The 12,732-nt window shown below is 61.4% G+C and carries 14 protein-coding genes; 11 read left to right on the forward strand and 3 right to left on the reverse strand.

All coding sequences use genetic code 11. The annotated features are described in order from the left end of the window. Nucleotides 1-217: 217 nt before the first annotated feature. The 8 genes from livH (at nucleotide 218) to TK06_RS14680 (ending at nucleotide 6,571) form a co-directional block, all read left to right on the forward strand. On the forward strand, nucleotides 218-1,141 hold the full coding sequence (gene livH, locus TK06_RS14645) for a high-affinity branched-chain amino acid ABC transporter permease LivH (RefSeq protein WP_014336891.1): 924 nt from the start codon (nucleotides 218-220) through the stop codon (nucleotides 1,139-1,141). Next, nucleotides 1,138-2,394: a high-affinity branched-chain amino acid ABC transporter permease LivM gene (locus tag TK06_RS14650; RefSeq protein ID WP_063322661.1), complete on the forward strand. Its 1,257-nt coding sequence runs from the start codon at nucleotides 1,138-1,140 to the stop codon at nucleotides 2,392-2,394. The genes livH and TK06_RS14650 overlap by 4 nt, the downstream gene beginning before the upstream one ends. Next, nucleotides 2,391-3,158, forward strand: a complete 768-nt coding sequence (livG, locus tag TK06_RS14655; RefSeq protein ID WP_063322662.1) for a high-affinity branched-chain amino acid ABC transporter ATP-binding protein LivG — start codon at nucleotides 2,391-2,393, stop codon at nucleotides 3,156-3,158. Before TK06_RS14650 ends, livG begins: the two co-directional genes overlap by 4 nt. Further along, complete coding sequence (locus tag TK06_RS14660; RefSeq protein ID WP_063322663.1) at nucleotides 3,159-3,860, forward strand: ABC transporter ATP-binding protein; 702 nt, start codon at nucleotides 3,159-3,161, stop codon at nucleotides 3,858-3,860. A 277-nt stretch (nucleotides 3,861-4,137) separates the two neighbouring features. Continuing rightward, nucleotides 4,138-4,443, forward strand: a complete 306-nt coding sequence (locus TK06_RS14665; RefSeq protein WP_063322664.1) for a BufA1 family periplasmic bufferin-type metallophore — start codon at nucleotides 4,138-4,140, stop codon at nucleotides 4,441-4,443. Between the two features lie 27 nt (nucleotides 4,444-4,470). Next, on the forward strand, nucleotides 4,471-5,340 hold the full coding sequence (bufB, locus tag TK06_RS14670; RefSeq protein ID WP_063322665.1) for an MNIO family bufferin maturase: 870 nt from the start codon (nucleotides 4,471-4,473) through the stop codon (nucleotides 5,338-5,340). After that, nucleotides 5,337-6,095, forward strand: coding sequence for a DNA-binding domain-containing protein (locus TK06_RS14675; protein ID WP_063322666.1), 759 nt, complete (start codon nucleotides 5,337-5,339; stop codon nucleotides 6,093-6,095). The genes bufB and TK06_RS14675 overlap by 4 nt, the downstream gene beginning before the upstream one ends. Next, entirely contained in the window at nucleotides 6,092-6,571 is a 480-nt protein-coding gene (locus TK06_RS14680; RefSeq protein WP_063322667.1) for a DoxX family protein, read from the forward strand. The genes TK06_RS14675 and TK06_RS14680 overlap by 4 nt, the downstream gene beginning before the upstream one ends. Before the next feature lie 84 nt (nucleotides 6,572-6,655). Here TK06_RS14680 and TK06_RS14685 read toward each other — a convergent pair whose 3' ends face one another. After that, nucleotides 6,656-7,570, reverse strand: a complete 915-nt coding sequence (locus TK06_RS14685) for a LysR family transcriptional regulator (RefSeq protein WP_063322668.1) — start codon at nucleotides 7,568-7,570, stop codon at nucleotides 6,656-6,658. A 104-nt stretch (nucleotides 7,571-7,674) separates the two neighbouring features. Between TK06_RS14685 and TK06_RS14690 the strand changes: the two genes are divergently transcribed. Further along, nucleotides 7,675-8,274 carry a short chain dehydrogenase gene (locus TK06_RS14690; protein ID WP_063322669.1) on the forward strand — a complete coding sequence of 200 codons (600 nt, stop codon included), beginning with the start codon at nucleotides 7,675-7,677 and terminating at the stop codon, nucleotides 8,272-8,274. 32 nt (nucleotides 8,275-8,306) lie between these two features. On the opposite strand, the gene TK06_RS14695 is transcribed toward TK06_RS14690, so the two are convergent. After that, a complete protein-coding gene (locus TK06_RS14695; protein WP_063322670.1) occupies nucleotides 8,307-8,675 on the reverse strand; it encodes a hypothetical protein in 369 nt (122 codons plus the stop codon). Between the two features lie 175 nt (nucleotides 8,676-8,850). Here TK06_RS14695 and TK06_RS14700 point away from each other — a divergent pair, with 175 nt between their 5' ends. Both TK06_RS14700 and TK06_RS14705 read left to right on the forward strand, forming a co-directional pair. Beyond that, complete coding sequence (locus TK06_RS14700; RefSeq protein WP_063325154.1) at nucleotides 8,851-9,525, forward strand: COG3650 family protein; 675 nt, start codon at nucleotides 8,851-8,853, stop codon at nucleotides 9,523-9,525. A gap of 121 nt (nucleotides 9,526-9,646) precedes the next feature. Then, nucleotides 9,647-11,260 (forward strand): NAD(P)/FAD-dependent oxidoreductase, encoded by a 1,614-nt coding sequence (locus TK06_RS14705; RefSeq protein ID WP_063322671.1) that lies wholly within the window; start codon nucleotides 9,647-9,649, stop codon nucleotides 11,258-11,260. A 148-nt stretch (nucleotides 11,261-11,408) separates the two neighbouring features. Here the strand turns inward: TK06_RS14705 and TK06_RS14710 are convergent, their stop codons facing one another. Further along, nucleotides 11,409-12,503 carry a PLP-dependent cysteine synthase family protein gene (locus TK06_RS14710; RefSeq protein ID WP_063322672.1) on the reverse strand — a complete coding sequence of 365 codons (1,095 nt, stop codon included), beginning with the start codon at nucleotides 12,501-12,503 and terminating at the stop codon, nucleotides 11,409-11,411. Nucleotides 12,504-12,732: the final 229 nt, after the last annotated feature.

Genomic DNA, 12,732 nt, shown 5'->3' on the forward strand with positions numbered 1-12,732 from the left:
CTGACTGCCAATAAAGCCCACGGCGTGCCGTGGGCTTTGTTTTAAATGTATTGGGCCGCGCTGGCGTGATCCGCCAGTCTCCCCACCTGAAAATCTCAAAACCGTCATCAGCGGTTCGCTGGCAAACCTCGTGCTCGAAGTGGATGCAGATCCACGGGGCCGGGCGGGAAAATGACTCCACCAGTGAAATGCGTATCAGGTTTTTAGGAGCGCTGTAATGCCTGACATCTATCACTTCTTCCAGCAGCTGGTTAACGGCCTGACCGTTGGCAGCACGTATGCCCTGATCGCCATCGGCTATACGATGGTCTACGGCATCATTGGAATGATCAACTTCGCCCACGGCGAGGTGTACATGATCGGCTCCTACGTGGCGTTCATCGCCATCGCCGGGCTGGCCATGATGGGACTCGACAGTGTCCCGCTGTTGATGACCGCGGCTTTCATCGCGAGCATCGTCGTCACCAGCTCCTATGGCTACAGCATCGAACGGATCGCCTACCGCCCCCTGCGCGGCAGCAACCGTCTGATCCCGTTGATTTCCGCCATCGGCATGTCGATCTTCCTGCAGAACACGGTACTGCTTTCGCAAGACTCCAAGGACAAATCCATACCCAACCTGATTCCCGGCAACTTTGCCATCGGGCCAGGTGGGGCACATGAAGTGCTGATTTCCTACATGCAAATCGTGGTGTTCGTGGTGACCCTGGTCGCCATGCTCGGCCTGACGCTGTTCATCTCCCGTTCCCGCCTGGGCCGCGCCTGCCGCGCCTGTGCCGAGGACATCAAGATGGCCAACCTGCTGGGCATCAACACCAACAACATCATCGCCCTGACCTTCGTCATCGGTGCGGCCCTGGCGGCCATCGCCGCGGTGCTGTTGAGCATGCAATACGGCGTGATCAACCCCAACGCCGGCTTCCTCGTCGGCCTGAAAGCCTTCACCGCCGCGGTACTGGGCGGCATCGGCAGCATTCCCGGCGCGATGCTCGGCGGGCTGGTACTGGGCGTGGCGGAAGCCTTTGGCGCCGACATCTTCGGCGACCAGTACAAGGACGTCGTGGCATTCGGCTTGTTGGTTCTGGTTCTGTTATTCCGGCCGACCGGCATCCTGGGCCGTCCGGAGGTTGAGAAAGTATGACTAGGCATCTCAAATCGGCGCTCTTCAGCGCCCTGCTGGTCTGGGCCGTGGCCTACCCGGTACTGGGTCTTAAACTGACCATCGTCGGTATCAACCTGGAAGTGCACGGCACCAGCCCGGCCATCCTGGCGACCATCGCCGTGTGTTCGCTGCTGATGTTCCTGCGGGTGCTGTTCAGCACACAGATCAGCGCCATGTGGAAGTCGTCGCCCGGCCTGCCGGTGATCCCGGCCAAGGCCAGCAACTTCCTGACCCTGCCGACCACCCAGCGCTGGATCGTCCTGGCCCTGATCGTTGGCGCACTGGTGTGGCCGTTCTTCGGCTCCCGTGGTGCGGTGGACATCGCCACGCTGATCCTGATCTACGTGATGCTCGGCCTTGGCCTGAACATCGTGGTAGGCCTGGCCGGCCTGCTGGACCTGGGTTATGTCGGCTTCTACGCCGTCGGTGCCTACAGCTATGCGCTGCTGTCCCACTACTTCGGCCTGAGCTTCTGGATCTGCCTGCCGATCGCCGGGATGATGGCCGCCACCTTCGGTTTCCTGCTGGGGTTCCCGGTCCTGCGCTTGCGCGGTGACTACCTGGCCATCGTAACCCTGGGTTTTGGCGAGATCATCCGTCTGTTCCTGCGCAACCTGACCGACATCACCGGTGGCCCGAACGGCATCAGCAACATCGAGAAACCGACGTTCTTCGGCCTGACCTTCGAACGTAAAGCCGCCGAAGGCCTGCAGACCTTCCACGAGTACTTCGGCCTGGAATACAACTCGATCAACAAGGTGATTTTCCTCTACCTGGTTGCCCTGTTGCTGGCCCTGGCCGCGCTGTTCGTCATCAACCGGCTGCTGCGCATGCCGATCGGTCGCGCCTGGGAGGCACTGCGTGAAGACGAAATCGCTTGCCGCGCCCTGGGTCTCAACCCAACCGTGATCAAACTGTCGGCGTTTACCCTCGGCGCTGCGTTCGCCGGTTTTGCCGGCAGTTTCTTCGCCGCCCGCCAGGGCCTGGTGACGCCGGAATCCTTCACCTTCATCGAGTCGGCGATCATCCTCGCCATCGTGGTGCTGGGTGGGATGGGCTCGCAGTTGGGCGTGATCCTGGCGGCCATCGTGATGATCCTGCTGCCTGAAATGATGCGTGAATTCAGCGAATACCGCATGTTGATGTTCGGTGCCCTGATGGTGCTGATGATGATCTGGCGTCCTCAAGGTCTGCTGCCTATGCAACGCCCCCACATGGAGCTGCGCAAATGAGCCGCGAGATCCTGAAAGTCGAAAACTTGAGCATGCGCTTCGGCGGTTTGCTGGCGGTCAACGGCGTGGCCCTGACCGTGAAAGAGAAGCAAGTGGTTGCCCTGATCGGGCCGAACGGCGCGGGCAAGACCACCGTGTTCAACTGCCTGACCGGCTTCTACCAGCCCACCGGCGGCACCATCCTGCTGGACGGCGAGCCGATCCAGGGCCTACCCGGCCACCACATCGCCCGCAAGGGTGTGGTACGCACCTTCCAGAACGTGCGGCTGTTCAAGGACATGACGGCGGTCGAGAACCTGCTGATCGCCCAACATCGTCATTTGAACACCAACTTCTTTGCCGGCCTGTTCAAGACCCCGGCGTTCCGCAAAAGCGAACGCGAGGCCATGGAGTACGCCGAGTACTGGCTGGACAAGGTCAACCTCACCGAGTTTGCCAACCGTCCCGCCGGCACCCTGGCCTACGGTCAGCAACGGCGCCTGGAAATCGCCCGCTGCATGATGACCCGTCCGCGGATCCTCATGCTCGACGAGCCGGCCGCCGGCCTGAACCCCAAGGAAACCGAAGACCTGAAAGCCCTGATCGGCGTGCTGCGTGAAGAGCACAACGTCACCGTGCTGCTGATCGAGCACGACATGAAGCTGGTCATGAGCATTTCCGACCACATCGTCGTGATCAACCAGGGCACGCCCCTGGCCGACGGTACGCCGGAACAGATCCGCGACAATCCTGAAGTGATCAAAGCCTACCTGGGGGAAGCGTAAATGCTGCAATTCGAAAACGTTTCCACCTTCTACGGCAAGATCCAGGCCTTGCACAGCGTCAACGTCGAAGTCCGCCAGGGCGAAATCGTCACGCTGATCGGTGCCAACGGTGCCGGCAAATCCACCCTGCTGATGACGCTCTGCGGTTCGCCCCAGGCCCACAGCGGCAGCATCCGCTACATGGGTGAGGAACTGGTGGGCCAGGACTCGTCGCACATCATGCGCAAGAGCATCGCGGTGGTGCCGGAAGGTCGTCGGGTATTTGCCCGGCTGACCGTGGAAGAAAACCTCGCCATGGGCGGATTCTTCACCGACAAGGGCGACTATCAGGAACAGATGGACAAGGTCCTGCACCTTTTCCCACGCCTGAAAGAACGCTTCACCCAGCGCGGCGGCACCATGTCCGGCGGTGAACAGCAAATGCTCGCCATCGGTCGTGCGCTGATGAGCAAACCCAAGCTGCTGCTGCTCGACGAACCGTCCCTGGGTCTGGCACCGATCATCATCCAGCAGATCTTCGACATCATCGAACAACTGCGCAAGGACGGCGTAACGGTGTTCCTGGTGGAGCAGAACGCCAACCAGGCGCTGAAAATCGCCGACCGGGCGTACGTGCTGGAAAACGGTCGCGTGGTGATGCAAGGCACCGGTGAGGCCCTGCTGACCGACCCGAAAGTGCGTGAGGCGTACCTGGGCGGTTGAGCCTGTCGCAGTAAAAAAACGGCCTTCGGGCCGTTTTTTTTCGCCCGGGCCAGCCGCAATCCCCTGTGGCGAGGGAGCTTGCTCCCGCTGGGTCGCGCAGCGGCCCCAAGATTTTACGGTCGCTTCGCAACCGAGCGGGAGCAAGCTCCCTCGCCACAGTTTTGGGGACAACCGAAAAAAATTCTACAGCCGCTGTAACACTCCCCCACCTCCCTTCTCTAGTTCAGCAGACCGGCGCTGACGCCGGTTCATTTCCCTGAATGACTGGAGAATCATCATGACTGCTTCGACCCGCACCCTGTCCGCCACTGCCCTGATCCTGGCCCTGGGTTCTGCCCTGAGCATGACAGCCGTCTCGACCGTCCACGCAGCCGACGACACCATGGAAAAATGCTTCGGCGTTGCCCTCAAAGGCAAGAACGACTGCGCCGCCGGCGCCGGCACCACCTGCGCCGGTACGGCAAAAATGGACTATCAGGGCAACGCCTGGAAATCGGTCCCCAAAGGCACTTGCACCACCACCAAAAGCGAAACCTCCCCGACTGGTTTCGGCCAGCTCGAAGCGTTCAAAGCCAAGTCCTGATCGCATCTGCCTGAGGCCTCTGCCACCATGTTGAATACCCCATCCCTTGCCACTGATAACCGGCTGCCGCCAAGGGCAGGGCTGGGGCTCAAGAGCGAGCATTTTCGCGAGGTACTCCAGGCCCGACCGGACCTGGGCTTTTTCGAAGTGCACGCGGAAAACTACATGGTGGCCGGCGGGCCGCTTCATCACTTCCTGGGGCGGATACGCGAACAGTACCCGCTGTCGCTGCACGGTGTCGGCCTGTCGATCGGTGGGGAGGGGCCGCTGGATATCGCGCATTTGCAGCGCCTGGCTGCATTGATCGACCGCTATCAGCCCCAATCCTTTTCCGAACACCTGGCCTGGTCCAGTCACGGCCCGGTGTTCCTCAATGACCTGCTCCCCCTGGCCTACGACGAAGCGACCCTCGACCGCGTCTGCGAACACGTCGACCAGGTGCAATCCAGCCTTAAACGTACGCTGCTGCTGGAGAATCCGGCGACCTATCTGGCGTTCGAAGCCTCGACACTCGACGAGCCGCACTTCATGAGCGAAGTCATTCGTCGCACCGGCTGCGGCCTGCTGCTGGATGTGAACAACGTCTACGTTTCGTGCGTCAACCACTGCCGCGATCCACTGGCCTACCTCGACGCCCTGCCCCTGCAAGCGACCGGCGAAATCCACCTGGCCGGTTTTGCCGAAGACACCGACAGCCTTGGCGAGCGCCTGTTGATAGACGACCACGGCGCACCCATCGACAACGCAGTCTGGCAACTGTACCTCAAGGTTCTGGCGCAGACCGGGCCGGTAGCCACCTTGATCGAGCGCGACAACCACATCCCCCCATGGGAAGTGCTGCTGGCCGAAGCGCGCCAGGCCGATCAACTGTTGAGCGCCACTGGAGCCCGGCCATGAGCAACCAGCATGCTTTTGCCGCCGCCCTGCTCGACCCGCGCAAGGCATGTCCGCCCGGCCTGGTCAGCGCCAATGGGGCAGCCCCGGAAAGCCGTTTCGCGGTGTACCGCAACAACGTGCTCAGCTCATTGATCAACGCCCTGGCCGACAATTACCCGGTGGTGGCGCAACTGGTGGGCGAGGAATTTTTCCGAGGCATGGCTGGGGTCTACGTCCAGTCGGCGCCACCGCGAAGCCCGGTGATGAACGACTACGGGGATGATTTCGCCGGCTTCATCGAACGCTTCGAACCCGCCGCCTGCGTACCGTACCTGGCGGATGTCGCCCGACTGGAGCGACTGCACGTGCAGGCCTGGCATGCCGCCGACGCCGAGCCCATGGCCGCAGAACGGATCGTCGAGGTGCTGTCGTCCGCCACACAGACAAAGCACCTGAAGATCGGTCTGCACCCGTCACTGCGGCTGCTGCACTCGCCCTTCGCCGTGGTGACGATCTGGGCCGCCCATCAGCACGAGACACCCGTGCCGTTCGAGGCGTTTTCTGCGCAAAACGCCTTGGTGCTGCGCAACGGCCTCGAGGTGCAAGTGTTCGCGATCAATCACGCGGCCCACGGGTTCATCACCGCCCTGCAACAGGGGCTGTCCCTGGCCGCTGCCATTGAAGCCTCAATCGACCTCGACCTGGAACAGACCCTGGCGGGGCTCATTCGTCACAGCGCTATCACTTACCTCCTAGCTGAACAGGTATCCCCATGAACGCCCTGATTGCCGGTTTCATTCAATGGCTGGAGAAAATCCCCCACAGCCTGATCGCCTTCGTCGCACGCTTCTCGATTGCCGCGGTGTTTTGGAAATCCGGCCAGACCAAAATCGAAGGATTGGCCATCGACCTGGTCGACGGCACCTTCCAGATCGGTCTGCCGCGGCTGGCGGACTCGACCATCCCCCTGTTCAAGAGCGAATACGCCCTGCCGCTGCTGTCGCCGGAACTGGCCGCGCACCTGGCGGCCTCTGCCGAGCACGTGTTCCCGATCCTGATCCTGCTTGGCCTGGCGACGCGCTTTTCAGCGCTGGCCTTGCTGGGCATGACCTTGACCATCCAACTGTTCGTCTACCCGGACGCCTACCCGACCCATGGTACCTGGGCGGCGGTATTGCTCTACCTGATGGCCCGTGGGCCTGGGATGTTGTCGATCGATCACTTGATAGCCAAGCGTTACACCCACGGCTGAACACAGATCCTCTTACAGATCCCACAGGGGATCTGGACAGGTCGAAACATCCAAGCCACCCACAGGGGTTGTTCAACGGATGGACTATCGCTGCAGCCGATCCAACGCCTCGCCACTGCGCTTGAACCAGTCGATCAAATAGTCGGCCAGCACCTGGGTGCGCTTGGGCAGGCCGCCCTGGTAGGGATGCACCAGGTACATTGGCATGCGCCGGGTCTGGTAATCGCGCAGCAGCCAATGCAGGCGTCCGTCAGCCAACTCTTCATGCAGCAGATACGACGGCAGACGGGCGATTCCGGCACCGGCCAGGGCGGCTTTTTTCAGCAGGCTGTAGTGATTACTGGCGAACGGCCCTGACACCCGGACCCGCAGCAGTTCGTGTTGCTGGTGATACAGCCATTCTTCCCGCCCGCTGTAATGGCTATTGAGCAGGCAACGGTGTTCGGCCAGGGCCTGGGGCGTCTCGGGTTCGCCATAGTGTTCGAGGTAGGCCGGGCTGGCGCAGGTCATTTCGTGCCACGCCAGCAGTGGCCGGGCCACCAATCGCTCATCGATGGCGGCGTCGGAACGGATCGCCAGGTCGAAGCCATCGCGGCTCAGGTCACGGTAACCGTTGTTGAGCTCCAGCTCGATCTGCACGTTGGGATACGTACGAGCAAACTCCATCAGCAAGCCTTCGAAGAACGTTTCGCCCAACGAAACCGGCACCGTCATACGCACCGGCCCGGAAATATCGTCCTTCAACCGAGCCAATGCCTGACGGGCCCTTTCCACCTGCACCAGCAACGCCTGAGCCTGGGGCAGCAACGCCGCCCCTGCCGCCGTCAGGCTCAAGCGCCGCGTGGTGCGTTGCAGCAACACCACCGAAAACCGCTTCTCCAGCAGGCTGATGCGCTTGGACAACTGGCCCTTGCTGCACCCCAACTGCTGGGCCGCCAGGGTGAAACTGCCGGCCTCCATCAATACGGCAAACGCCGCCAGGTCATCCATTTCGCTCATTGGATTGTTTCCAATTGAAAACCAAAGGTTGCCTATTAGCATGATTATCCATGGAAAGAACCTCTCTAGACTGAAAACTCATTCAACCCATTGAGGAACAGCTCATGAAAATCCTGTTGATCGGCGCCAACGGCACCATCGGCTCGGCCATCGATAACGAACTGTCGCCGCGCCACGAAATCATTCGGATCGGCCGCCACAGCGGTGAATTGCAGGTGGACATCAGCGACAGCACCTCGATTCGCGCCCTGTTCGAGAAGACTGGCCGTTTTGATGCCCTGGTCTGCGCCGCCGGCAACGTCACCTTTGCGCCCCTGGCTGACATGACCAAAGACAGTTTTGCCCTGGGCCTGAAAGACAAGCTGATGGGCCAGGTCAACCTGCTGCTGATCGGCCGCGAATTCGCCAACGACGGTGCCTCCTTCACCTTCACCACCGGCGTACTCAGCCACGACCCGATCAAGAGCGGTGCTTCGGCGGCCCTGGTCAACGGCGCCCTGGACAGTTTCGTGCGCGCCGCGGCAATCGAGTTGCCACGGGGCTTGCGGGTCAACTCGGTGAGCCCGAACGTATTGCTGGAAGCCATGGACAAGTACGCACCTTACTTCCGGGGCTACAAGCCGGTCCCAGCCGTCGATGTTGCATTGGCCTACGCCAAGAGTGTCGAAGGCCTGCAGACCGGCCAGACCTATCACGTGGGTTGAGAAACGGACGCCCGCAGGCGCGCCTGATTTCATCAGGGCGCCGAAGGCTCGAGCAATGTGGGTATCAATGAAGAGGCGACCTCACGCGGCACGCCTATCACGACCTCGGGACTTTCAATCACCCCTTTGATTGTCGCGGTACTGACCAACACACCATTGATGTACAAGCGCAGGGGCTTGTTCATTTCCTCTCGAGTAACCCTTGCCAAGCGGCGCTGGGCGTCGGGGGCAAGCGCCACCTTCAACGTCACGTTTCTCAGGTCGATGCCATCCGCACGCTTGAGATTCAAATCGATTTCCGTGAAATCCGAAGCGGACGAAAAATGGATATCAGCCGCCATGCATTGCAACGCCGCGGTCATCCCCAAGGTTATGAACATGAATCGCTGTGTCTTTTTCATATGCCACCCCTAGGCCAGGAACCCGCGAAGCCTACTGCATCCGCCCCCTGCCCAGGCCATCGGGATGATTCGCAATGTAACCGCGAAGACCTTGCTGGCCCGCCAGGTTTGCCTGATGGCTTGTACTGTAGAATCAGTCTGAGTAACGTGGCGGCACTTGTCTGGAGACCCAATGATGCGTGCCGCCCGTTCCCTGTTGCTTGTCGCCCTCCTCTCCATCTTCACCGGCTGCCAATTGCTCGAAGCCCCACGGCAGAGCGCGTCCCATGCGGGCCAGACTCGCATGCAGGGTGAGCTCACCGCAGCTGATGGCAAACTGGTGTTCCAGCCATGCCAGGAACAGCGCCGCTACATCGTCAACGACAGCGGCGGCACCAGCGTGCTGCAGCAGGCCGCCAGCCTGGCCGATGACCAGGGCAAACTGTTTGCCGATGTGCGCGGTCGCATCGTCTCCAGCGCAGCGGCCGGCACCGACAGTCAGTTGGACGTTGAACAGCTGTATCGCCTGGAACGCTCGGGAACGGCTTGCGAAGACATTGACTTCAAACGAGTGATCCTGCGCGCCGCAGGACACAGCCCGGAATGGACCCTCAAGGCCAGTGGCAAGGGCCTGGTGCTGGACCGCGAAGGCCAGCCGCCGCTGGCGGTGCCTTACGTCGAGGAGCAATTGGGCGATGGCCGCTTCAACCTGGGCACCGAGGCCAACGGCCAGAAAGTCGAACTCTGGGTCACACCTGCGCGTTGTGTCGACAGTGTCAGCGACAGCGTGCAACACATGAGCGCCGAGTTGCGGGTCAACGGCCAGGTCCAACGCGGTTGCGCCTACTTCGGCGGCGCGCGCGACGACTGATTGCGTGGCGTCACAGCCGCTTTAAGTGAACAGCGTTATAGGGGAACCGGCGATTGCGGCTTATAATCGCCCGCTTCAAACGCCTTGGCGCAGTTGTGCGCCCCGCGAACCGGATCCCGCCATGTTACGAATCACCGAACTCAAGCTGCCGATCGACCACCCCGAAGAAGACCTGCGTCCTGCCATCGTGCAGCGCCTGGGCATCGCCAGCGATGACCTGCTCGACTTCACCCTGTTCAAGCGCAGCTACGACGCACGTAAGAAATCTTCCGAACTGTGCTTCATCTACACCATCGACCTGACGGTGCGCGATGAAGCCAGCCTGCTGCGCAAGTTCGCCGATGACCGTAACGTCAACGAAGCGCCGGATATCAGTTACAACGTGGTAGGCCAGGCACCGGCCGACCTGAGCGAGCGGCCGATCGTGGTCGGCTTCGGCCCGTGCGGGATCTTCGCCGCCCTGTTGCTGGCGCAGATGGGCTTCAAGCCGATCATCCTCGAGCGCGGCCCGGAAGTGCGCCAGCGTACCAAGGACACCTGGGGCCTGTGGCGCAAAAGCGTGCTCAACCCCGAATCCAACGTGCAGTTCGGTGAAGGCGGCGCCGGGACGTTTTCCGACGGCAAGCTCTACAGCCAGATCAAGGATCCCAAATTCCTTGGCCGCAAGGTCCTGCACGAATTCGTCAAGGCCGGGGCTCCGGAAGAAATCCTCTATGTCAGCAAGCCGCACATCGGCACGTTCCGCCTGACAGGCGTGGTGGAAACCATGCGCGAGCAGATTCGTGCCTTGGGCGGCGAAGTACGTTTCCAGCAGCGGGTCACGGATGTGCTGATCGAGGACGGCCAACTGGTCGGCGTCGAACTGGCCAGCGGCGAACAGATTCATTCCAAACATGTGATCCTTGCCCTGGGCCACAGCGCCCGGGACACCTTCCGCATGCTCCACAGCCGCGGCGTGTACATGGAAGCCAAGCCGTTCTCGGTGGGTTTCCGTATCGAACACCCGCAGTCGCTGATCGACAGCGCGCGCCTGGGCAAGTACGCCGGTCACCCGAAACTTGGCGCCGCCGACTACAAACTGGTGCACCACGCCAAGAATGGTCGTTCGGTGTACAGTTTCTGCATGTGCCCGGGCGGCACCGTGGTAGCCGCGACGTCCGAGCCGAACCGCGTCGTGACCAACGGCATGAGCCAGTATTCGCGCAACGAGCGCAACGCCAACTCCGGTATCGTCGTCGGCATCACGCCGGAAGTCGATTATCCCGGTGGCCCTCTGGCGGGTATCGAGCTGCAGGAACGCCTGGAATCTCACGCCTTCGTCCTCGGTGGCAGTAACTACGAAGCCCCGGCGCAGTTGGTGGGCGACTTCATTGCCGGCAAGCCGTCCACGGCACTGGGCAGCGTCGAACCTTCCTACAAACCCGGGGTATCCCTGGGCGACTTGGCCCTGGCCCTGCCGGACTTTGCCATCGAAGCCATCCGCGAGGCCCTGCCAGCGTTCGAGAAACAGATTCGCGGTTACTCGCTGCACGACGCCGTGCTGACCGGCATCGAAACCCGCACCTCGTCGCCACTGCGCATTACCCGCAACGAATCGCTGCAGAGCCTGAACGTCAAGGGCCTGTTCCCGGCCGGTGAAGGCGCCGGTTATGCCGGGGGGATTCTGTCGGCGGGGGTGGACGGGATCCGGATTGCCGAGGCCGTGGCGCGGGATATCCTTGGCCTCGAGGCCTGAGGGGCTAATGACTCAGCCTAAGTAGACAGCATGACCCTGTGGGAGCGGGCTTGCTCGCGAATGCGGTACATCATTCACCGATAAGTTGACTGACTCACCGCCTTCGCGAGCAAGCCCGCTCCCACAAAAGACCTCAGTGCCTTCAAGGTCAGAAATTGGCCCGCAACACACTCTCCGGCAGTTCCTCGCCCCGCTCCACACACGCCGCCACGATGTCCATCAACCCGCTCAACTCATAGCCCTGGGCCTTGAGCCATGCCGGATCGTAATAGGTCGTGGCGTAGCGCTCGCCGCCGTCACACAAGATCGCCACGATCGACCCCGACTCCCCCGCATCGGCCATCTGCCGGGCCGCCATGAGCGCGCCGACCAGGTTGGTGCCGCTGGACCCACCGACGCGTCGTCCCAGACGCTCGGCCAGGTAATGCATGGCCGCCAGCGACAAGGCGTCCGGCACCTTGACCATCGCATCGATGACTTTCGGCAAGAACGACGCCTCGACCCGTGGGCGGCCGATGCCTTCAATGCGTGAACCACAATCCAGGCGCAGGCTGGCATCGCCACTGCGGTAGTAATCGAAGAACACTGAACGCTCGGCGTCGGCACACAGCACGCGGGTACCATGCTGGCGATAGCGAACATAACGTCCCAAGGTGGCTGTGGTACCGCCGGTGCCGGGGCTGGAAATCAGCCAGCTCGGCTCCGGATGTCGCTCGAAGCGCATCTGCTGGAAGATCGATTCGGCAATGTTGTTATTGGCCCGCCAGTCCGTGGCGCGCTCGGCGTAGGTGAACTGGTCGATGAAGTGCCCATCATGCTCACGGGCCAGGCGCTCGGATTCGGCGTAGATCTGCGTAGGGTCGTCCACCAGGTGGCTCTGGCCGCCATAGAAAGCGATCTGTGCGATTTTTTCCCTGGAAGTGGTCGCCGGCATCACCGCGATAAAGGGCAGGCCGAGCAGCCTTGCAAAGTACGCTTCCGAAATGGCTGTCGAGCCGCTGGAAGCCTCTATCACCGGCGCACCGGGCTTGAGCCAGCCGTTACACAACGCGTAAAGAAACAGCGAACGAGCCAGCCGATGCTTGAGACTGCCGGTGGGATGACTGGACTCATCCTTGAAATACAGCTCGATTCCCGGCAGGCCTGGCAGCGGCAGGGGAATCAGATGTGTATCGGCACTGCGCTGGAAGTCAGCCTCAATGATGCGAATCGCTTCGCGCGCCCACTGGCGGTGGTCGTTCATGGTGTCCTCTCACTGGCTCGGTTCGACGCGGGGAAACCTGACGGTCATGCAGGCGCGACGTGGTCTCGGAAAAACCAGGCGCAAGCTTAGGAAAAAACCGACATCACGCACAGGTACAGCTAAGGTCCAATATGCGCCGCAACTGCCCGACTGTGCGGTGCACGCGTCGTAACGACATATAACAAAAAAGAATATAACTTTTGTTTTAACAACTAACAGTACGGGTTAG

The sequence above is a fragment of the Pseudomonas fluorescens genome, from assembly GCF_001623525.1.
Classification (GTDB): Bacteria; Pseudomonadota; Gammaproteobacteria; order Pseudomonadales; family Pseudomonadaceae; genus Aquipseudomonas; species Aquipseudomonas fluorescens_Q.